Origin of the sequence: Microvirga sp. HBU67558 (assembly GCF_018069605.1) — a bacterium.
In the GTDB taxonomy this organism is placed as follows: Bacteria; Pseudomonadota; Alphaproteobacteria; order Rhizobiales; family Beijerinckiaceae; genus Microvirga; species Microvirga terrae.
The window spans coordinates 1-18,900 of the sequence record NZ_JAGPUP010000463.1; the positions used below are offsets into that span (position 1 = coordinate 1).

At 61.6% G+C, this 18,900-nt stretch carries 19 protein-coding genes; 5 read left to right on the top strand and 14 right to left on the bottom strand.

Features of this window, described 5'->3' with window-relative positions; genetic code table 11:
- The first annotated feature begins 619 nt into the window (after positions 1-619).
- Positions 620-871 (top strand): hypothetical protein, encoded by a 252-nt coding sequence (locus KBI52_RS06805; protein WP_210806261.1) that lies wholly within the window; start codon positions 620-622, stop codon positions 869-871.
- 401 nt (positions 872-1,272) lie between these two features.
- Complete coding sequence (locus KBI52_RS06810) at positions 1,273-1,740, top strand: nuclear transport factor 2 family protein (protein WP_210806263.1); 468 nt, start codon at positions 1,273-1,275, stop codon at positions 1,738-1,740.
- Between the two features lie 62 nt (positions 1,741-1,802).
- Here KBI52_RS06810 and KBI52_RS06815 read toward each other — a convergent pair whose 3' ends face one another.
- The 3 genes from KBI52_RS06815 to KBI52_RS06825 all read right to left on the bottom strand — a co-directional run bounded on the left by KBI52_RS06815 (position 1,803) and on the right by KBI52_RS06825 (position 4,958).
- Positions 1,803-2,774: an ABC transporter substrate-binding protein gene (locus KBI52_RS06815; protein ID WP_247654234.1), complete on the bottom strand. Its 972-nt coding sequence runs from the start codon at positions 2,772-2,774 to the stop codon at positions 1,803-1,805.
- A 137-nt stretch (positions 2,775-2,911) separates the two neighbouring features.
- Positions 2,912-4,294, bottom strand: a complete 1,383-nt coding sequence (locus tag KBI52_RS06820) for a sensor histidine kinase (protein ID WP_210806267.1) — start codon at positions 4,292-4,294, stop codon at positions 2,912-2,914.
- The gene (locus KBI52_RS06825) at positions 4,281-4,958 is read right to left on the bottom strand and encodes a response regulator transcription factor (RefSeq protein WP_210806269.1); all 678 of its coding nucleotides are present in this window, start codon (positions 4,956-4,958) and stop codon (positions 4,281-4,283) included. The genes KBI52_RS06820 and KBI52_RS06825 overlap by 14 nt, the downstream gene beginning before the upstream one ends.
- 310 nt (positions 4,959-5,268) lie before the next feature.
- Between KBI52_RS06825 and KBI52_RS06830 the strand changes: the two genes are divergently transcribed.
- Positions 5,269-6,240, top strand: coding sequence for a tripartite tricarboxylate transporter substrate binding protein (locus tag KBI52_RS06830; RefSeq protein ID WP_173945894.1), 972 nt, complete (start codon positions 5,269-5,271; stop codon positions 6,238-6,240).
- Between the two features lie 468 nt (positions 6,241-6,708).
- Here the strand turns inward: KBI52_RS06830 and paoC are convergent, their stop codons facing one another.
- The 4 genes from paoC to KBI52_RS06850 all read right to left on the bottom strand — a co-directional run bounded on the left by paoC (position 6,709) and on the right by KBI52_RS06850 (position 11,288).
- Complete coding sequence (gene paoC / locus KBI52_RS06835; protein ID WP_210806271.1) at positions 6,709-8,898, bottom strand: aldehyde oxidoreductase molybdenum-binding subunit PaoC; 2,190 nt, start codon at positions 8,896-8,898, stop codon at positions 6,709-6,711.
- 3 nt (positions 8,899-8,901) lie between these two features.
- A complete protein-coding gene (locus KBI52_RS06840; RefSeq protein WP_173945885.1) occupies positions 8,902-9,852 on the bottom strand; it encodes a xanthine dehydrogenase family protein subunit M in 951 nt (316 codons plus the stop codon).
- Positions 9,849-10,484, bottom strand: coding sequence for an aldehyde dehydrogenase iron-sulfur subunit PaoA (gene paoA / locus KBI52_RS06845; RefSeq protein ID WP_210806273.1), 636 nt, complete (start codon positions 10,482-10,484; stop codon positions 9,849-9,851). The genes KBI52_RS06840 and paoA overlap by 4 nt, the downstream gene beginning before the upstream one ends.
- 261 nt (positions 10,485-10,745) lie before the next feature.
- A complete protein-coding gene (locus tag KBI52_RS06850) occupies positions 10,746-11,288 on the bottom strand; it encodes an XdhC family protein (protein WP_210806275.1) in 543 nt (180 codons plus the stop codon).
- 482 nt (positions 11,289-11,770) lie between these two features.
- On the opposite strand from KBI52_RS06850, the gene KBI52_RS06855 reads away from it, so the two are divergent.
- A complete protein-coding gene (locus tag KBI52_RS06855) occupies positions 11,771-12,187 on the top strand; it encodes a lysozyme inhibitor LprI family protein (RefSeq protein ID WP_210806277.1) in 417 nt (138 codons plus the stop codon).
- 31 nt (positions 12,188-12,218) lie between these two features.
- Here the strand turns inward: KBI52_RS06855 and KBI52_RS06860 are convergent, their stop codons facing one another.
- The gene (locus tag KBI52_RS06860) at positions 12,219-12,572 is read right to left on the bottom strand and encodes a hypothetical protein (protein ID WP_210806279.1); all 354 of its coding nucleotides are present in this window, start codon (positions 12,570-12,572) and stop codon (positions 12,219-12,221) included.
- 49 nt (positions 12,573-12,621) lie between these two features.
- Positions 12,622-13,794, bottom strand: coding sequence for an N-methyl-L-tryptophan oxidase (solA, locus tag KBI52_RS06865; RefSeq protein ID WP_371823127.1), 1,173 nt, complete (start codon positions 13,792-13,794; stop codon positions 12,622-12,624).
- Between the two features lie 236 nt (positions 13,795-14,030).
- Here solA and KBI52_RS06870 point away from each other — a divergent pair, with 236 nt between their 5' ends.
- A complete protein-coding gene (locus tag KBI52_RS06870) occupies positions 14,031-14,354 on the top strand; it encodes a hypothetical protein (RefSeq protein ID WP_173945890.1) in 324 nt (107 codons plus the stop codon).
- A gap of 74 nt (positions 14,355-14,428) precedes the next feature.
- Here KBI52_RS06870 and KBI52_RS06875 read toward each other — a convergent pair whose 3' ends face one another.
- From KBI52_RS06875 to KBI52_RS06895, 5 genes are all read right to left on the bottom strand, one after another.
- Positions 14,429-14,842, bottom strand: coding sequence for a VOC family protein (locus KBI52_RS06875; RefSeq protein WP_210806281.1), 414 nt, complete (start codon positions 14,840-14,842; stop codon positions 14,429-14,431).
- A 117-nt stretch (positions 14,843-14,959) separates the two neighbouring features.
- Positions 14,960-15,193, bottom strand: a complete 234-nt coding sequence (locus KBI52_RS06880) for a hypothetical protein (protein ID WP_173945892.1) — start codon at positions 15,191-15,193, stop codon at positions 14,960-14,962.
- 407 nt (positions 15,194-15,600) lie between these two features.
- Entirely contained in the window at positions 15,601-16,536 is a 936-nt protein-coding gene (locus KBI52_RS06885) for a nucleoside hydrolase (RefSeq protein ID WP_173945008.1), read from the bottom strand.
- Between the two features lie 134 nt (positions 16,537-16,670).
- Positions 16,671-17,696 (bottom strand): purine nucleoside permease, encoded by a 1,026-nt coding sequence (locus KBI52_RS06890; protein WP_210806283.1) that lies wholly within the window; start codon positions 17,694-17,696, stop codon positions 16,671-16,673.
- 661 nt (positions 17,697-18,357) lie between these two features.
- On the bottom strand, positions 18,358-18,627 hold the full coding sequence (locus KBI52_RS06895; RefSeq protein ID WP_210806285.1) for a hypothetical protein: 270 nt from the start codon (positions 18,625-18,627) through the stop codon (positions 18,358-18,360).
- Positions 18,628-18,900: the final 273 nt, after the last annotated feature.

Here is an 18,900-nt window from a genome sequence, read left to right on the forward strand (position 1 = left end):
CCCGACAAACTTACCTAGCCCGGAAAGTTGCATAAGCCGTGGATCACATCTGGGGGCAGGTCCAAGCCCAAGGATGCTTTGATCCGTGCCAATCCCTCCTTCGTCAGCGGTCCAATCCTGAGAAGATTGTGCCCTCCAAATGAAACCCGCTTTGAAAAGATGAGACGCACATAGCCAGTGCCCTGGAGCGGGAGGACATAGAGGCCGTCTGACCCTCCTGCGAGAAAGCAGCGCAACCCGACGTAGAGGCTTTCCTCGTATCCTTTGATCGCTCGGCTGGTCGCTGGGTGGATGACAAGCGTCATCTGCTTGCTCTCACAGACCTCTTCAACGGCTTCAAAGCTCAACACGACTGAACCTCCGAACGGCCAAGCAGCCCATGGGGGCAACGTCGCTCCCGAGGATCCTGTTCTCTCCAGGTTCACCTATCCATAAGGGGTGGCTTGCAGCCCCCCAACCGTGTGATTAGTTCCGTTTAGCACTCTGATGCGTCGAGTGCTAATATTGCTGGCCCGCGCAGACGAGTGCCCCATTTAAGAAACAACATGAGGCACCAGGGGTGGGCAGGATGAGCTTCGAGCAGGTCGAGGCGCAGGGCTTGGAGGCCTAGCTGGCGGGCTTGCGCGAGGAACTGGTCTCGAAGACCGATCGGGCCGATCCGGTGCGGCCGATGACAATCCCGAAGCCGGGTGACGGCGAGGGAGCGCTAGGCATTCCGACCCTTCGGGATCGGGTCGTGCAAACCACCGAAAAGCTCGTGCTGGAGCCGATCTTCGAGGCCGACTTCGAGGACAATGCCAACGGCTATCGCCCCGCGCGTGGGGCGATGGGTGCGGTCAAGGAAGTGCACCGGCTGATCTGCCGGGGCTGAACCGATGTGGTTGATGCTAACTTGTGCCTCTCCTTCGATACGAACCCGCACCGCGAACTCCTGCAATCGGTGGCGCGTCGGAGCGCAGATAGTTCCGTGCTGCGGCTGATCAGGCTGTGGCTGAAGGCACGAATCGAGGAACGGGGGTGGGAAACGGAGCGTTGCCGCATGGCCCAAGCTACCGCGCCCATCCTCGACTCTACGGAGCCTGCCGAAAGCGGAACTTCCGCAGTCCTAGGGTAAGCTGACCTTCAAAAACCCACGTCTAATGGCTTAGTTTGACCCGTTGCGGACTTCCCGGCTTTTCTTTCCCGGAACGGCTTTTTGTGGCAGTGGCAGCACTGACTGCATCAATGATGCCCGTACCCACCGATCCCACTCCGCCAAAGAGGACGATCGTCATGCAAGCCTTGGATCCACTCGACCACATCGCCATCAACGACGTCCTCTGCCGCTTCTTCCTAGCCTTCGACGAGAGGGACTGGGCAGCCATGGAAGCCTGCCTCGCAACGGAGGTCTTCATTGACTATGCCTCGTCCGGGCGGGAACCACCCAACACCATGAACGGCGCCGAGTTCGTCCAGCGCCGGCGGAATGCGGTTGATACCCTTGCCAAGCATCACAGCTTCTCCAACCTGCTGCTGTCGAACGAACCGGAGGGCGTGCGGGGGCGCTGCAACTATCTGATCCTGAGGTTCGACCGCGACTTCAAGGGGGAGGGTGAGGACTTCTACCATTCATGCGGAGCCTACGAGTTCCGGTTCGGCAAGGCTGAGGGCCTGTGGAAGATCTCCAGCATTACACAACGGGCGCTGCGGAGCTGGGGCAACCGGCAACTGCATGGCGGCACGCGCATGGCCGACGGGTAACACACGAAGGCCTGACCACTCAACCCGCAAGGACTGCCGACATGTTCCAGGAGGACGGCCGCTCACCGTGGGGCCATGTCGACAAGCGAGCGGCTCCAGTCGGCAATGAACCGCCTGCGCCTCTCCTCATCCTGAACCGCGAGCAGCGCTGGGCCGATCGCGATCGGACGGGCGATGCCTGCGCGTACGATGGAGGCTGCGCCCTTGATGCCGGCAGGGGCCTCTCCGGCGAAGCCGAAGAAGAAGGCCTCGCGCTGTGCCAGTGCCTGGCCCCGAGCTGACAGAAGGTAGTTCACGAAACGGGCTCCCGCGGCGGCATTGCCTGCGCCAACGGGGATCATCGCCCCCCGGCTGAGCACAAGAGTGTAGTCTGCGGGCATCACCAGTCCGAGTCTGGCTCCGGAACGGACACGGGCATAGGCATAGGACGCCAGCATGTTGTAGCCGATGAGGATGCGGCCTGCCTCGATTTCGTCGAGGATTTCGCCCGTGCAGCAGCGTACGACCGTGTGGGCGCGCCCCAGGCTTTCGAGGAGCCGGCCATAGGTGGTGGTCGTCTGCTGCGAGTCGTTAAAGGCCAGCAGATAGCCGATGCCCGACTGACGGATGTCATAGGTGCCGACGCGGCCTTGGTAAGTGTCAGGCTTCAACCGCAGAAGGTCGGCGATCTCAAGGTGTGTTTTCGGGACATCCTCGACGGGGACCCTGTCCCTATTGTAGACGAACGCCACGGGTTCGAAGGTAAATCCGAACACCTCGTCCCGCCAGTTGGCCCAGCGTGGAACCGTCTGGGTTTCCGGTGAGCGGACACTGCCTGCGCAGCCGTCATTGGCGAGTTTCACCAGTTGGTCGACGCCCGAGGACAGCAGCACGTCGCCCAAGGCTTGGCCATCCCGACAGGCCTTGGACGCCGCGGCGAAGAGATCGTTCGTGACGTACTCCACGAACACAACTCGGGTGTTGGGGTTCAGGAGCTGGAAGTCGCGGATCAGTGGCTCCATGGCCGGACGGTCGGTGGCGGCGTGGATCGACAAGACCTCCTGCTCGGCCTGCAAGGCCGGGAATGTGGGGGTCGGAATACCTTGAGCAAGGCCAGCTAGAGGTCGGACCGCAGCCCATAACAGACAAAGGCACAGAACCACGGGCCGACACGGCAGTCTCCTTGGACGGGTCATAATTTGAGTCCAATCCTGCTCGGCAGGCTCATGATGATGGCAAAGCCGTTCCCGTCGGCATGGCGGAAGGTCAGGCGTCCGCCATGTGCAGCCAGCACGTCCGCGGCAATCGATAACCCGAGCCCGGATCCGCCCGGCGAAGGTGCGCCGAACCGCTCCGTCACCTGCGGCCACAGCTCAGGCGGGATGCCAGGGCCATCATCCTCCACCTCGATGTCCACGGTCTGGGATTGCCGGCGCACCCGAAGCGTGAGCTGCGTCGGTGCGCCGTGGCGAACCGCATTGTCCACCACGTTCTTCACGGCTTCCTTGAGACTGATCGCATCGCCTTCAATCGTCACCGGATCCGGAGGCAGTTCCAGGGAAGTCAGGACGTCGCGGTCCAGTGTTTCCGGCACCGCCTCGCGGATGGCACGCCGGACGACCTCAACCACATCGACGATCTCCAACGGAACGGCTCCCGCACGATGATTGACCATGGCATGGCTAAGCAACTGGCTTGCGAGACGGGACAACTGGTCGACACGCTCCTGCACGCGTGCGAGGTGTTGCAGCCCCTGGGGCTCCATCGTCTGACGCGACAGAAGCTGAAGCTGCGCTTTCAGGGCTGTCAGGGGCGTGCGGATCTGGTGGGCGGCATCGGCAATGAACTGCTGCATCAGATCCATCCGGCTCTTCAGCCGCGTGATGAACTCGTTCGTGGCGGATACAAACGGGCGCAGCTCACGGGGGGTGCTGACGGTGATTAGCGTCACGTCATGGGGGTCCCGGTCCCGAAGCGCCGCTCCGACGCGTCCAATCGGTCTGAGAGCATACCGGATTGCAAAGACGGCACCGCCGAGGGCCAAGGCGCTCATGACGATGATGAGCGCCACCGCGCGCAAGGTCAGCTCCCGGGCCAAAGCCGTCCGCGCCTCAGTGGTTTGGGCCACGACCACATCAACCCGTCCCTGGACGGATGGGTCGGAGAAGAAGCGTCCGACCTTCGTGACGCGGACATTGACTCCCTTGAACCGCCCGTCCTTGGCTTCGGGATTGGCCATCGCGGGGGCATCGCTCTCCGGCGTCGTGAGATCGGGGTAGCCGGTCAACGTGCGCCCGCCAGGATCGACGATCTTGTAGAAGATCCGGTCACGCTCCGAATTCGCCAGCAACTCGAAGGCCGACACCGGAAGTTCAACGGTCAGCGTTCCGCCCTGCACGGTGAGCGCTTCCGCCATCTGGTAAGCGGCACCTACCAATAAACGGTCATAGGCGTTGTTTGCAGCCGCACGGGCGTAATACCAGGCTGCCGTTGTCAGGGCAGCGGCCCCCACCATCAGCACCAGCGAGATGAGGACGATCAGGCGGGTGAACAGGGATGGTTCACGACGGGCCATGGGGAACCATCTGATAGCCGAAGCCCCGGACCGTCACGATCTCGGCGCGTGCGCCGTGGAGCTTCTTGCGCAAGCGGCCGATATAAAGCTCAACTGCATTGAAGGAAGGGGCTTCCTCGTCGAAGCCGAAGACTTGGTCCAGCAAATCCTCCTTGCTGAAGACCCGGCCGGGACGGGAGGCCAGGATCTCGAGCAGGGTCACCTCACGGCGGGTCAGATGCACCTCGCGCTGGCCGACCCGCACGGCACGGGCCGATCTGTCAATGCAGATGTCACCGCATTCGAGCAGGTTCGTGGCTTCGCCATGCCGGCGGCGCAGCAGGGCTCGGGCCCGGGCTTCCAGTTCACGGAAATCGAAAGGCTTCACGAGGTAGTCATCGGCACCGATATCGAGAGCGCCTACTCGGTCCTCGACCTCGGACCGGGCGGTGAGCATCAGGACCGGGGTCGTGCTTCCGGAGGCTCGAAGGCGTTGCAGGATCGAAAATCCGCTCTGGCTTGGCAGCATCACGTCCAGGATGATCAGATCGTACGTTGTATCATCGAGTGTGATTGCGGCTGCACCCCCGTCGGTTTCCCAATCCACGACGTGACCAATCCGGGCGAAGTGCTCGACAATCGCCTCCCCGACGTCGCGGGTATCCTCAACCAGAAAGATGCGCATGCCTTCCGTCACCTCGGATGACAGGTGAATGACAGGTTCCGACCCTACGTTACCCCATAAGTTCGGGCCACACTGAGTGTAAGACCAATATTGTAACGGGACGAAACGATGAGGATGCGCCTCCTCCTGGCACTTGCATGCGGCTCGATCAATCCTTGGTCGAGCGTCGCGGCACCTGCCCGTGCGCACCAGATCCCATCATCCGGGTCCGAAAGCTACTCGGTTCGAGCCGTTCCGAACATCATGCATCTGTAATGGAACAAGATTTAAGCTCCTCCATGCCGGAGAGAGTTCAGAGGGGAGACAGGAGATGTCCTTAGATCGCCGCAGCTTCAGCAAAGCCCTCTTGGCCGCCGCCTCGGCCAGCCTCCTACCCGCGTTGCCGGCATGGGCGCAGCAGCTCGGAAGCGTCAAGATCGTCGCTCCCGCCGGCCCTGGAGGTGGATACGATCAGCTCGCCCGCGCGGTACAGGAAGTCCTGATGAGCGAAAAGCTCGTCACGAGCGTCCAGGTCCAGAACGTGCCGGGTGCTGGCGGCACTATCGGTCTGGCCCAGGTCATCAACTCCAAGGAGCGCGACCCATCGCTGATGGTTGCGGGCTTTGGTCTCGTGGGCGCACCGGTGATCAATAAGTCCCCGGTCACTCTTGAGCAGGTGACCCCTATTGCCCGCCTCCAGGGCGAGTATCAGCCATTGTTCGTTGCTGCTGAATCGCCCATCAAGAGCGTCACGGACCTGGTTAACAGGTTCAAGCAGGATCCTGGCTCGGTCACCTGGGGCGGCTTCGCACATGGCTCTCCCGACCACGTCCTGTGCGGCTTGGTCGTGAAGGCCTCCGGCGGTGACGTCAAGAAGATGAACTATATTCCGGTAGGGACCGGCGGCGAGATGCTGCCTCTGGTCATGAATGGGAAGATCACGGTCGCGACGGGCGGACTTAACGAGGTCGCTGGCCAGTTCAAGGCCGGCAAGCTCAGGCCGATCGGCATCTCGTCGCCGGAACGCCTGCCGGGCATCGACATTCCAACCTTCCGTGAGCAGGGCGTTGACGCGACACTGGTCAACTGGCGCGGTCTGATGGCATCTCCTAACGCCAGTGCCGAGGACAAGCAGGCGCTTGAAGCAGCAGTTGCCAAGCTGGTGCAGAGCCCGTCCTGGAAGAAGCTGCTTCAGGAACGGGAGTGGGTTGATCTTTACATGCCCTCCGCACCGTTCGGCGACTTCATCAAGGAAGAGCAGGCCCGTATCACGGCGATCCTCAAAGAACTCGGACTCGGTTAGCAATCGAGTGCCAGCCAATTCGTCTGCATTGGCTAAGGCAGGCCATCTTCGACAGCCGGTTGGATCGATGGATTCTGATGCCTGAAGGATGCCGGCTCAGGTTGTGGCGGCTCCCTTCAGGAGTGCATGGATCATGTGGCTCCGAGGTGAACTTCTGGGCCAGAGCACGCCAAGGTCGCGAACGGGCGCTTCGCCGGGAAGGGGCAGTTTGGCGACCTTGATGCCCTCGGGCCATGGCTTGGACCAGAAGAGGAATGCCTCTCCACTGGGTCGTGCAACCATACCATGCCGCCTTCCAGAGTTTCCGTGGCGGGGTGTTGAAGGAACTGGCCGGCTGCGGGTTTCCCCCCATCGTATTGATCTGCCCAGGGCAGCACCCGCGCCCCGGGCACGGCGACAAACTTCGGGCAGGAAGGCAGGCGCGCCCGCGTGTGCGTTGCGCTCACGGGGCGTCCCCTGCCGTATGCTTCATGACGCGCCGGGGAGCTGCGTGATCAGCTTGTCGAGGGTGATCGGATAGCTCCGCACGCGGACCCCGGTTGCGTTGTAGACCGCGTTGGCGACGGCCGCGCCGACGCCACACAGCCCAAGTTCGCCGACACCTTTCGCCTTCATTGGTGAGGACATCGGATCGACCTCGTCGAGGAAGATCACGTCCTGGTGCGGGATGTCGGCATGGACCGGAACCTCGTAGCCCGCGAGGTCGTGATTGACGAAGAAGCCGCGCCGCGCATCGACGGCGAGCTCCTCCATCAGCGCGCCTCCGACACCCATCGTCATGGCGCCGATCACCTGGCTGCGGGCCGTCTTCGGGTTGAGGATGCGGCCTGCCGCGCACACCGAGAGCATGCGCCGCACGCGCGTCTCGGCGGTCGCGGCGTCAACGGCCACCTCCACGAAGTGGGCCGCAAAGGTCGATTGCTGATGTGTCTTCTTGAGGTCGCCGAACTCGATCGTGTCCTCGACGACGAGTTCACCATCGCTGGCCGCCTGGGCCAGGGACACGCGTCGATCACCCGACCGGACCTCGCCATCTGCAAAGACAGCGTCCTTGGAATTGAACCCAAGTCGCTGCGCGACCGTCTCGCGAAGCTTGACGCAAGCGGCATAGACACCGGCCGTTGCGCTGTTGGCCCCCCACTGGCCGCCAGAACCTGCCGAGGCCGGAAACGCCGAGTCACCGAGGCGAACCGAGATCCTCTCGATCGAGAGACCCATCATCTCGGCGGCGGTCTGGGCAATGATCGTATAGCTGCCAGTCCCGATGTCAGTCATGTCGGTTTCGACCGTGACGACCCCGCGACGGTCCAGCCTCACCCTGGCACCCGACTTCATGGTCAGGTTGTTGCGGAAGCCGGCCGCGACCCCGATGCCTTTGAGCCAGCGCCCGTCCCGCACGGTCCCGGGACGGGCGTCGCGGGCCGCCCAGCCGAAGCGCCCGGCACCGACGCGCAGGCATTCCACGAGCTGGCGATGCGAGAACGGCCGGGCGGGATTGCCCGGGTCGACCTGCGTGTCGTTGATCACCCGGAACTCGATCGGATCAAGGCCGAGCCTCTCGGCCATTTCATCCATGGCGATCTCAAGTGCCATCAGGCCGGGCGCCTCGCCCGGGGCCCGCATGGCGTTGCCCTCGGGCAGGTCGAGCGTCGCAAGACGGTTGCCGGTCAGGCGGTGGGCACCGGCATAGAGCAGCTTGGTCTGATCCACGGCGTTCTCGGGATCACCGTCCGGCAGGTTCCCTGACCAGCCCTCATGCGCGATGGCGGTGATCCTGCCGTCTCGCCCAGCGCCAATTCGGATGCGCTGGATGGTCGCCGGCCGATGGGTGGTGTTGTTCATGAGAAACGGCCTCGGCAGCGCGATCTTCACGGGCCGTCCGGCGGCGCGAGATCCAAGCGCAGCCAGGATCATGTCCGACCGGACGAACAGCTTCGACCCGAACCCGCCGCCAATATAGGGGGAGATCACGCGCACGTTCGCCGGGGGGATCTTGAGTGTCTTCGCGACGTCGCCGACGCTCCAGGCGATCATCTGGTTGGACGTCCAGATCGTCAGCTTGTCGCCGTCCCAGGCGGCCAGGGACGCATGTGGCTCCATCATGGCGTGCGATTGGTCCGGGGTGGTATAGGTTTCATCCAGGCGCACGGCCGCCTCGGCGAAAGCCGTCTCGAACTCACCGACCCTCACGTCGGACTCGGTCGGCCCGAGGCTATCCTTCTCGGCCGTGAGATCGAACCGGCCCTCGGCCTCCTCGTAGGTGACGTGCACGAGCGCCGCGGCGGCGCGGGCCTGTTCGAAGGTCTCGGCCACCACGACGGCAATTGCCTGATGATAATGCTCAATGTCCGGGCCGCCCAGGAGCGTCGCCGTGTTCCGTGATCCCTTGCCGAGCTGGCCAGCCTCCTTGGCCGTCACAATTGTGACCACGCCGGGTGCAGCGCGCGCCTGTGAGAGATCCATCGAGGTGATCCGTCCCTTGGCGATAGTCGATCCGACAGGGTAGCCATAGGCTAGCCTTGCATCGGGATCGTGCCATTCATAAGCATAAGTTGCGGCGCCCGTGACCTTGAGAGGGCCATCGACCCTGTTGACCGGCTGCCCCACGACCTTGAGCTGGTCGATCGGATTTGTTGTCTCCGGCTTGTCGAACTTCATGCCTCAGCTCCTCGCCTCGTCCAGTACGGAGCCGAGCGTACGCTCGACCAAAAGCACCTTAAATGCGTTCTCGTGGGTTGGTGTCGCGCCAGCCAGCAACCCCTCTGCGGCTGCCTTCGCGCCGCGAGGCAGATCAGCCTCGGCGGCCTCAACCCGCCAGGGTTTGTGGGCGATGCCGCCCACCGCTATACGGCCGGTGCCATCCTGCTGAATGACCGAGGCCACTGATACCAGTGCGAAGGCATAGGATGCGCGGTCGCGAACCTTGCGGTAGAGCTGCTTGCCGCCGATGGGCGGGGGCAGCGTGACCGATGTGATGAATTCACCTCGTTCCAGCGCGGTCTCGATATGCGGCGTATCGCCCGGCAGGCGGTGGAACTCGGCGATCGGGATTCGGCGCGTCGTGGCATCGGGCTTCACCGTCTCGACCATTGCGTCGAGGACTCGCATGGCGACCGCCATGTCCGACGGGTTCGTGGCGATGCAGGCCTCGCTCGTGCCGACGATGCCGAGTTGGCGGGAGAATCCGCCGATGGCGGAGCAGCCCGAGCCGGGCTGACGCTTGTTGCAGGGTTGGGCGGTGTCATAGAAGTAGGGGCAGCGGGTGCGTTGGAGCAGATTGCCGCCGGTGGTGGCCCGGTTGCGAAGCTGCCCGGACGCTCCGGCGAGGATCGCTCGCGAGAGCACACTGTAGTCGCGCCGCACCCGCTCGTCGGCGGCGAGGTCGGTGTTGCGCACCAGCGCCCCAACCCGCAATCCGCCCTCAGGTGTGGTCTCGATCGTGTCGAGCCCAAGCCCGTTCACGTCGATCAGGTGGATGGGCGTCTCGATCTCGAGCTTCATCAGGTCGAGCAGATTGGTGCCGCCAGCAATGAACTTCGCACCGGGATTGGCCGCAGCTGCGGCCACCGCCTGGACGGGCGATGCCGCCCGCTCGTACGTAAATGCCCTCATCCCTGCCTCCCGGCGACTTCGGTCATGGCTTCAACGATGTTGGAATAGGCGCCGCAGCGGCAGATGTTGCCGCTCATGCGCTCGCGGATCTCCGCCTCGCTCAAAGTGATTGGTTGCGTGAGGTCTGAGGTGACGTGGCTTGGGATTCCAGCCTTGATCTCACCCAACACCGCGACACCCGAGCAGATCTGGCCCGGCGTGCAGTAGCCGCACTGGTAGCCATCGTGCTTGATGAAAGCCTCCTGCATGGGATGGAGGTTCTCGAGGGTGCCGAGGCCCTCGACCGTGGTGACCTCCATGCCCTCGTTCATGACCGCGAGGGTGAGGCAGGAGTTGACCCGGCGACCGTCGATGAGAACCGTGCAGGCACCGCACTGACCGTGGTCGCACCCTTTCTTGGACCCGGTCAGGTGCAGATGCTCGCGCAGAGCGTCGAGGAGGGTCGTTCGCGTGTCGATCTCAAGATCGTGGGACTGGCCGTTCACGGTCAGTGATACCTTTATCAAGGCAGGCGCTCCGGCTGGGGATGATTGGGCTTGAACACCAGCAGGGATCGCAGTCAGGGCCGCCAAAGTGCCACCGCCAACCATCAGGCCGCGTCGGTTGAGTTCCAGGTCATGAGGGATCGGCATGCTGGTCGATGCTCCTTCCATTCAGGGTCTGATGGCATGTCCCGGGCGTATCCGCCGCTTGGTTCGAGGACACACAGATTGGGCTCAACTGGAACGAGTCTAGGGTAGGGGCGGGCGAAAGATTATGCCCTAAAGCTGCATGCACTTATGTTCAGGGCTTATGAATGGCCTATGAGACTGGCGGGAAGTCGTTGAATTCCGTCACAAAGCCTGACCAGTCCTGGCCCGCCCGGGTATTGGAATTGACCCGGGCTGGAGGTGTCACGATGTTGTGACGCCGCTGTAGGCGTCGACGACTTGGGACAAGGCTGAGAGGGCAAGCGTCGCGGGTTCGCGGGCCGACGGGATCAGGCCGAGCGGTGAGACGATGCGCTCCAGAGCCTCCTGCCGAACACCCCGGCTCCTAAGGGTATCAAGGCGGGCGGCATGGGTCCGGCGGCTTCCCATAGCGTCGATGAAGAAGGCAGGCTGGGACGGTACCCTTTCCATCAACAAGGGATCCCAGGCGTGGTCGTGGAACAGGAAAATGGCCGCGCTCCATGGATCGGCAACGAACTCCGTCACGGCGCTGGGCGTCGTGAGTGGTAGGTTGCATAGCCCAAGACCGTCCGCATAGGCCAGCGTCTGCCCATTGGGCGACAGTACCGTGATGTTGGCTCCAAAGGCACGACCCAGTTGCGCCAGCATCATGGCCTCGGCACCCTCTCCCAGGATCATGAGCCCCAAAGGGGGCGCGTGCCAGGAAACAATAGCGTCGTCGTGCCATCCCGTTGTCCGAACGCGCGGATCGCCGACGACGGCCAAGCTCCCTGTCTCCGGCTGAATGAGGGTGATCGGGCGCCGCGCTTCCAGGAGTGCCGCTATGTGGGATATCAGGTAGCCTTTGGGTTCAGTGCCCTTGTTCTGGTGATCGGCGCCTCCGCCGCGGGTCTTTGTGCCTACCGGGTTCGATTGGATATCGCGGGACGGAGCCCATCAATGGAGGAGTGCCTGCCTTGACGGAGAAAGCGTTCCTGCCGCTTCGCGAAATGGAGGAGTCTGTCGCATGCGAAACCTACTCTGCCGAACAGCCGCCGATCGACTAAGAAGCTGGGGCTTCAGCGCGACTTCATTGCTACCCTATTCAGCCCAGTCGCGGAACCTGCGTCCTTGTCCGCACTGCATTTGGCTTACGTCAGGAGTTGCAATGGAACCGGTTTTCTTTGGACAAGTCCGTAGAATGCCAAACAGCAGACTTGCTGCCAGTAGCGTGCTATACTCCGCTCCTGTCACGTGGGAGTCGAGCTATGCGCCTTGTGGTCGCTCTTACTTTGCTCGTTAGTCCATCCATGAGCTCCGCAACAGATTGGGCAAGCCCACCGACCTCCTTGAGCAGGACGTGCAGCGCTTCATCGCAAGTTGAAATCGGTGACTGTATCGCGCAGGCGTACAAGAAGGCCGATGCTGCATTGAATGAGGTCTGGAAGAAGGCGCTTGCCACCATTCAGCCAACGGACGGCTTCTCTCCCGAGAAAGCTCAGGAATGGCGAGACGATCTTATCGCCGCGCAGCGCGCCTGGAACACCTTCAAGGATAAGGACTGCAGCGGGGCGCGCAGTTTCGAGCTTCTGGGCGGCTCCGGCACGAGCATCGCGGTTATCAGCTGCCTCTACGAGTACACTGTAACTCGCACGAAGGACCTCGAAGAGCGCTATCTTCAGTAATAGCAAATGTGACGAACAGACAACGTGGGCATCATCTCATCTGCACACGACGCTGCGTTGCTCGGCCGTGTGCAGAGCCAAGGAGATTGCCACTAACGAGCAGTCCGGTGGCGATCTCGACCCGCACCAGTAGGCTCTCGCCCACGGCGCTCAAGCGGCTTACTGCATCGACAAACGCCAAGCCTGTCCGCACCGGCTGCTCGGCCGCGACCTCCCAGTCCTGCGGGCTCCTGTCCCGGACCCGGAACCTGAGATGGATGAGGAGATCAACGACCTCCACATTGAGGACGCTGTCATCCGTGACTTGGCCCGTTCGCTGCAACCACGGCAGCGGTGATGGATTGCGCTGTGTCCTGGCGGCCAGCTGCGTGAGCCTCGTACTCACCACAACCAGCATCACAGCAACTGCGGCTCCCCTCTCATAACAAATCGTATCAACCTGCTCCCAACGAAGCCTCTGATGCGCCCTCGAACCGTTTCATGGCGAACAGCGAAAGATCGAGTTTGCTGCTCCCCGTCGTTGCGAGGTCGGCCAGTGCCTCTCCAATGACGCTAGCGAACTTAAATCCGTGCCCTGAGCAGGGAGATGCCACCACGACCTCCGGTGCCCCTGGAAGGATGTCAATCACGAAGTGCTCGTCAGGTGTGTTAGTGAACAGGCAGGTGGCGAGCCGCAGCGTCGGTCCATCGGCATCGGGGAACATGTGCCGGATGCCCTTGCGAAGCGCCTCTTCGTCAGCAGGCGTCGGCTCTCGGGACAGCTCGTCGGCATGGCCGGTTTCGTGGAAGTGGTGGTAGAGCCCGATCTTGAACCCTGGGATGCCCCAGGTTGGGAACTGGTAGAAGTGACCGACCTCAGACTCGATGTTTGAAACCGGGAAGACGTCTGGCCGAAAAAACTCCGGCTTCCGGGGCAGGAACCAGCCCAGGACTTGGCGCTCCGGCACAGCCGTGCTCCTGAGAGCGGGAATGAGATCGGAAATCCAGCCGCCTGCGGAGACCACCACCTGTCCGGCTTCATAGCGGTCTTGATCCGTCACGATCAGCACCCGCCCGTTGGCGGGCTCGATAGTGACGACCTTCTCCCGTCCGTGGAGTTCGGCTCCGGCAGAGACAGCCAGGGATGCATGCGCCAGGATGGCGCGCTCCGATGCCACGAACCCTGCCTCCGGCTGGAAGACGACGGCATAGTGGTCCGGGAGCTTATAACCGGGGAACCGTCGTGCGGTTTCACGAGCAGTGAAGACTTCATGCGCAAGATCATGCTCCCGGCATGCCGTCAGTGCCCCTTGAACGATCCGGCTGTCTTGCGTCCCCGCATCGATGCCACCCGTGATGAACAGCAGTTGCTCACGGGTCTGCTGCTCGGCTTCCCGCCATAGCTCGTAGGCACGGCGGAGGAGCGGGACGTAGTTGGGATGCTCAAAGTAGGCGAGGCGAATGATCCTGTTCAGCCCATGGGAGGAGCCCATGCTGTGCCCCAGGTCAAACCGGTCAATGCCCAACACCCTCTGGCCGCGGCGAGCCAAGTGCCAGAGGGTGGCAGACCCCATGCCGCCTATGCCGATCACGATGGTGTCGAATGATTTCATAGTGAGATGCCCCATGAACGATGGACAGATGGCAAAGCCAGCTTACCGGTTGGGGCTCACAGGGCAACGGTCATGTGCGATGTTGCGATGGACAATAGGTCGATCTGCATGACGTCCAGGAAATCGCCTTCGACAAGGGCATGATCGACTATATTCCTGCGGATCGGGATGAAGAAGGGACTTTTTCTTCCAATATGGCAGACTTATGCAATTTAATGAGCATCCGACCTCTTGCACTGTGACCCAGATGGATGAATGACCTCCACCAACAGATTGCTGATCTCGATTCCGAAATCGACGATCTGTCCGAGGCGGCAGAGCGCTGCCGGAAGAGCATGATCGTGGCACGAGTGGCGATCATAGCAGGTGTTCTGCTGGTCGGAGCGTCGCTCTCAGGGCTTGTCCGGGCAGATGCTCTCGTTCTGGTGATCGGGATTGCTGTGACGCTGGTCGGGATCGGCCTCTTGGGATCGACCCGAGGTTCCTTAGAACACATCACCGGAAAAATCCGGGCATCCGAAGCCCGTCGCGACGGCATTATTGATGGAATGAGCCATCCGTCGGTGCAGGGATAGCTAAAGCCCGGTTCCAGGCCGCTCCAGGTGATGAAGGCTATTCGGGCACGAGCACATAAGTAACTGTTCTTGCGCTAATACCCTATCCACAATCCGGGCGTGGCAATCTCCAACAGGTGATTGTCAGGATCACGGAAGCAGACGCTCACGTCACCCCTGCGCCATCCCGTCCGCCCCTCCAGCGCAACGCCAGCATCAGTCGGATGCGGCTGCCATTCCTCCGATTCATCCTGCGGGATCGAGAAGGCGACGTGCATGGGGCCGTGGCCGTCGTGCGGCGGGATCGACCCACCAGGGGTTTCAATGGGTTGAAGAGACCCGCCCCGTGGAAAGAGCGGAAGAACGCTATTGTCACCCACGTCATAGGCCCGCATCCGGTGATCCTCGTGAATGCAGGACAGGCCTAGTACGCTACCATAGAAGGTGGCAGACCGGTCGAGGTAAGCAACGTACAGGGCAGTCTCAAGAACGCGGGTCAACGTGGGCATACGTGGCTTCTCATCATTGTCAGACTAACGCTGGACAGCAGGATTTGCTGCGCGTGATCGGAACACTTGTCGAGAAGCACCCCGTCCACACGCAGTCCGTTCTATGAAAGCGGGGGTTCAATTCTCATCGTCTTCAGGTAGGGATTCGATATCACCAATACCCCAGGCGCGGTAACCAGCACGCCTTTCCAGAGCCTCGACTTGTCGCAGAAGCTGTGTGGCGAGTGTGGCTTCGCGCGAGAGGCCTTCATCCCCAGGGTCCATCCCTAGGCGCAGGTGCATGTCACGCGCCCTCGCTTCGAGAGCACGTCTCAGGACACGCAACTGCTCTTGATCCAGTTCGAGCAGCATCTTGACCCTCGCTCCTGTTCCCTCAGCGGTTAGGTCTGCCGGCGTAGTCCGGCTTTAGCGCACCTTGTATTCTATACGGTGCGGCTGCGCGGAACGGATCATCGCCGGTACGGTCGCGAGCCCAAGGCTTCCATTGAAACACCTGACATAGATCAAAGAAACAGCCTGACACGCTAGAGCATCGGTTCCAAAAGTGGACCCACTTTTGGGATCGATCCGATGCTCAATGCCTTAAGCGGCGCATCGTTCGGCGCGGACCCAGCGGGCCGCGCAAGCGAAAACCGGGTCCACTTTTCGCTGACGCGGCCCTCTGGGTCCGCACGATGCTCTAGCTTTGGAATTCCATAATGTTTACTGCCGGGCGTTTCTATGTAGGCGCAAAGTTAGAATGTCCTGATCCCGGATCATCAGGGCAGACGGCCGAAGCTCTCGAAGATCACATCGTAGAAGCTCTCGGCATCAACATCACGGACTACGTAAGCGTTCTTTTGCCGGTTGGTCACACCCCACCAATCAATCACAGTCATCCCAGTTGTCAGAGGAGAGTTCGTCTCAATCTCGACATTCACAGGGAGGCCCGAGAACAACTCGGGCCGTAGCACCCAGACAACTGTCGTCGGATCGTGCATCGGAGCGCGGTTGGCTCCGTACTTCTGCCAATCAAACCGCTTGGCGTAGGTGAGGAGTCTCGCAAAGATTGGACCGACCTTGTTCCCCATTGTGCGGAAGCGTTCGATCCGATCAGCCGTTACGTGAGCCTTGTGGGTGACATCCAGTGGCATCATCACGATTCGAGCGCCCGAACTCAACACTCGCGCGGCCGCTTCTGGATCCACGTAGCAGTTGAACTCGGCTGCAGGAGTCACATTGCCGCCTTCCGACAAAGCGCCGCCCATCCAGACGATCTGGTCAATCCGCCCGGCTACGCGTCCGTCCCGTTCGATGGCCATTGCCAAGTTCGTCAAGGGGCCAAAAGCACAGATCGTGATGGACTTCGCTGGCCGGCTCATAACCTCTTGAATGATGAAGTCAGCCGCATGCTGAGGTTGAATAGGCATCGTCGGTTCCGGCAGATCGTATCCGTCGAATCCGGTCTTGCCGTGCACGTACTCAGCCGTGAAAAGCGGGCGGGCCAGAGGAGCCTCGGCTCCGGCGAATGCCTTGACATCCTGGCGCTCGGCAAGCTCCAGGATCTTGCGAACATTTCGGGCAGTATGATGAAGAGGAACGTTGCCGGCGACAGCGCAGATTCCAAGGACTTCAATCAGGGGAGATCCCAAGGCCGTCAAGATGGCGACTCCATCATCTGGGCCAGGGTCAGTGTCGATGATAACCTGCTTCATCCATTTGCGCTCACGAGCATCTCATGTCTCTGCTTTCAGCAAATGCTAAGGCAAAGTTTAAGTGCAGCGATCCCTGCATGATTGTGACCGCCCACCCAGTTCTGTGAAGGGTCGAATGGGCGACTCTGCCAGCCTTACTTCGGAACCCGTGCATTCCAGCTCTGCCAATCCGCTACAATCGTGTGAGCGAACTTGCCGCCAACCCGATACGCGTTCGTGACAGAGGGAATATAGCCGCCCGACTTTGCCGTCAGGGACTCCACAGGGGTCTGCCCTGATCCTTCCCGATCGAAGTTCGACGCGGTTCGAAGGATGGCGATCCGGTCGAAGTTGAGGAGATTGGCGTCCGCGCCGCGCCGAAGGGCCGTGAGAGTCGCATTATCCTCCTGCTGCGTGGTACAATAGTTGGCCTCGCCATTCGTGATCAGCTTCGCCCATGCCTCCATCCCGGCTCCGAGCTTTGAACCGTGCCACCAGGTATCCATGGAGATTGTATCGCAGATGCTCACGCGGGGTGCGGCATTCGCCGGAGCGGCTGCGTACCGCGCCCGGTAGGCTTTGGCGGCATCACCATCAGCCAGCTCTACGTCCTTCGTCAGGCTGTACGCCTTCTGCAGGAGTTCCTCGTTCAACCGGTAGACTTCGCTTCCGTACCTGAGCTCGACCTTCTCGCCCGGTCGGCTCGCACCAATGGCGACATAGCCGGTGCTCCAGTCGCTGGGCATGTCGCGGGCGTCGATCGCATTCTGTAGACCCCCATCGACTGCAAAGCGCGCCCAATGCGCTGATCCCAAGGTCCCATCGGCGGGATCAACACCGGCAATGCCGGCAATGAGAAAGTAAGTCCGCGAGAGGTCAAAGCGGCCACTGTAGATCAAAGCGGAAACAGAACTGGCCGCATTGGCATAGCCCATGCTGGTGGTCATCAGGCACAGACCGGCGTCAGTGCACGACACCTCGGGAAAGGCCTTGGACAGGCCAGGAACCCCTACTTTCTGCGTGAATCGCTCACTATCCAGCCAGGGCTTGGCTTCACCGGCAAACATGGTGATCACCACGACCTTGGGGCTGATGCGTTGGGAGGCTTCCTGTGCGGAGAGGGCCAGCGGGAGGCTCGCGGCCACAACGCCCAGAAGACTGGCTCCAAATTGATGTAACATCATCAGCTCCTCACGTCTGCAATCGCAATTTCTCCCCAGCGGCCAGACGGCTATAGGGATGTCGGCTGGATCGGGTCTACCAAACCCAGCCGGATCGGGGCTACCGGAAAGTTCGATCTTGGTTGCTTGTCATGCAGGCAGAGCGCTCGTTGAGACCGCAATTCTGGCCATCGAGTGGGCATCTCAGCCAAGCTTCCATCGGTGGTTTAGGCTTGGATGTTCCTGGTCAGCCGTAGCACGAGGTCAACGCTCGCCGAGTCGTGGCCCTCCTGGCGGATCACCCGAGAGTGGGGTCAGTGTTCTGACCCGGCTCTGCCCGCTAACCGCAGCGTGATCTGCAGGACGCCGGCACCGCCTCGCGGATTGAGTTCGAGCGCCTTCAGAGATGACCGGCCAGCGCCTAAGGTGCGCCCGCTGGTGCTGCACAGGATTCGCACTTCGGACCGATCTGGCGCGATCGCATCCGGAAGCGCGCTGAGCCGGCGGGTCGCAAACGACATGAGCCACCTCCGGCAACCGATGAAGGCATAGGATTGCGCGCGCAGCCGAAGCCGCCCGAAGGTCAGTAGCCTCAGGGTCCGCGGGCCAACATACGGCCAAGCTTAAGCGCTCAGATTGTCCCCTTCCTGACGGTCAGCACAACATCGGGTGATGCCCCACGCTAAGCTTTGCTGCGCCCGAAGAAGACGACATTGTCGCTGATCTCGACCACCTTCCGGAGCTGCGACAGCTCGATGAATGCGTGGGCGCGGTACAACCTCCACATCGGGCTGACCACCTCTTGGAAAGGAACTTCCGGATTGGACGTCCACCAGGAATCCCACTCTTGGGGCGTGAAGTCGTCGCCGTAGGCATGAGTCACGGTCAGATCCGGATCAAAGCCATCGTCGACGCAGAGGGCCTTCGCCCTGACCCTGATCTGGCTGTCCATGAGGTCGGATGTTTCCTGGGTCCGCGCGTACAGCATGATCACTCCGCAACCGGCTTGGAGGAGGGGAGGGGCTGACTGCGCTGCTCCATGGAGCGTGTCAGCTCTTGGATGATCCAGCGTCTGGCTTGGCGTTTTGAGGATCGTGTCATGGTGACCTCCTGCGATGTCACCAGGATCGACCGAAACAGACTGTCCTTCTGTGACCCGGGCCACACATGGCTCGTGAGAGAGCGATCACGGTCATTTCTGCGGTGAGCGGTTCAAAGGAAAGGC